1 protein-coding gene is annotated in these 1,639 nt (G+C 50.1%); it reads right to left on the reverse strand.

Features of this window, described 5'->3' with window-relative positions; genetic code table 11:
- On the reverse strand, nucleotides 1-1,639 hold a 1,639-nt coding region (locus VTH8203_RS19680), incomplete at both ends, for a thrombospondin type 3 repeat-containing protein (RefSeq protein WP_158296200.1).

Consider the following 1,639-nt stretch of genomic DNA (forward strand, 5'->3'; position numbering starts at 1 on the left):
TAGGTAAATCGGATGATTGGCATCATTCGGATCACTAAATTGTGCCAGTTCCACCCCATCTAAAATACCGTCACCATCTGAATCCACCACATTGTCATTATTCACGACTGCAATCAAGGCTTGCACTTCATCTGGGGTATTCCACACATTACCTGCCAATGCTGCTTGGTATTCAGCGATCAAACTCGCTGCCAAATATTGCGTTGGCAACAAGGTTTGGATTTGTTCAATCGTGATATTTGCGTTTGGTGTGGTCTGTAAAGCAACAAAGGCATTAGCGCTCACATTGACGTCCGCAATCAAGCTCTCCAAACCAGCCAAGCTAGAGATGGTATTATTCGCTAGTTCACTGCGGTATAAGCTTAAAGTCGTCGCATCCGTTGACAGCGCTGTGAGTCCCATAAACTGGGCAAACAAATCAGCATCGGCAATCGACGTATCTGCCACACGCACTGTTAGGTTATTAATGGCAAGCGGATTGACTACATCCGCCACGCCAACACTTTGTACCGTTGAGAAACGTACGCCGTCTTTTTCTACCATCCAACTAATGCTATCGCTGGCACTGCGATCGACTGGCAAACTGGTCAGCATCGTTAAGCTCGAATCCACGCCTTGATAATTCAAGCTGAGATAGTTGTTCTCGCCATTGATGCTCGCCACTTGTAAATCACCATTGCTATCAAGCTGCCATGTGATACTTGGGGCGGTTCTTGGGCTTAACACATCAAGAGTCACCACCTCTTGCCATGCATTATCAGCGGCGGTAATAGCAAAACGGGCAACACCATCCTTGAGTACGTTGACGCTGTCGTTGGCAAAGGTCGCCACATCAGGGGTTAAGCTCGCAATGGTGACGGTTTGGCTATCGGAAGGTGTCACCGTAAAGCTATGCGAGCCGTTGTTGATGTCGCCAAGCGTTGAGGTAACAGAGACAGGGGTGGCGCTCGGTTGCAGGGTAATGGTTTCTAAACGGGCAAAACCGTCTACGTCCACGCTAACTTGAAGCTGCGCACCACTGCTGTAGAGGCTGGTGTCTAACGTGCCGGTGAGTGCGGTTAAACTGTCACCCTCAAGGACGCTGACACTGACGGCGCTGCCTGCTGGTACATAACCTGAAAGTAAAGTGGTCAGATCAAGGGTTCCTGTGCTGGTCTGTAGCATTTCAGGGAAGTACGCCAAGGTCGTGTCATTGGCAAGCACGGCATCCACAGCTTGTTGCGAGGCGCTATCGAGGCCATAGGTAGGCACATTGAGCGATAAATCGGTCATGCCATGACGACGTAGCCACGTTTGGGTATTGAGATACAAGGCTTTGGCGGTGTTCACATCAAGGGTATTGTCAGCCAAATCTGTCGCAATATCTTGTGTCACATTGGTAAGGGCTTCACCACTGCCCAATACCGACAAACCAATCAAAGCCGTGCGATATTGCTGTTCAATGCCTGAGCCGGTGGCGTTCATCGCCGCTGGCGCAATCGCAAACACATCATCGGCATTAGCAGAATCTAAGAAAGTACTGGCAATCAGTGCATTGGCGCTGTTAATGCCTGTTACGCTCAGATCCGTTGCCGCGACTTTTGCCGCAATATCCGTCAATGGTGACACGGTCACGCTATCTCGGCGCGCAATCTCTGGC

It is taken from the genome of Vibrio thalassae (assembly GCF_900089835.1).
Classification (GTDB): domain Bacteria; phylum Pseudomonadota; class Gammaproteobacteria; order Enterobacterales; family Vibrionaceae; genus Vibrio; species Vibrio thalassae.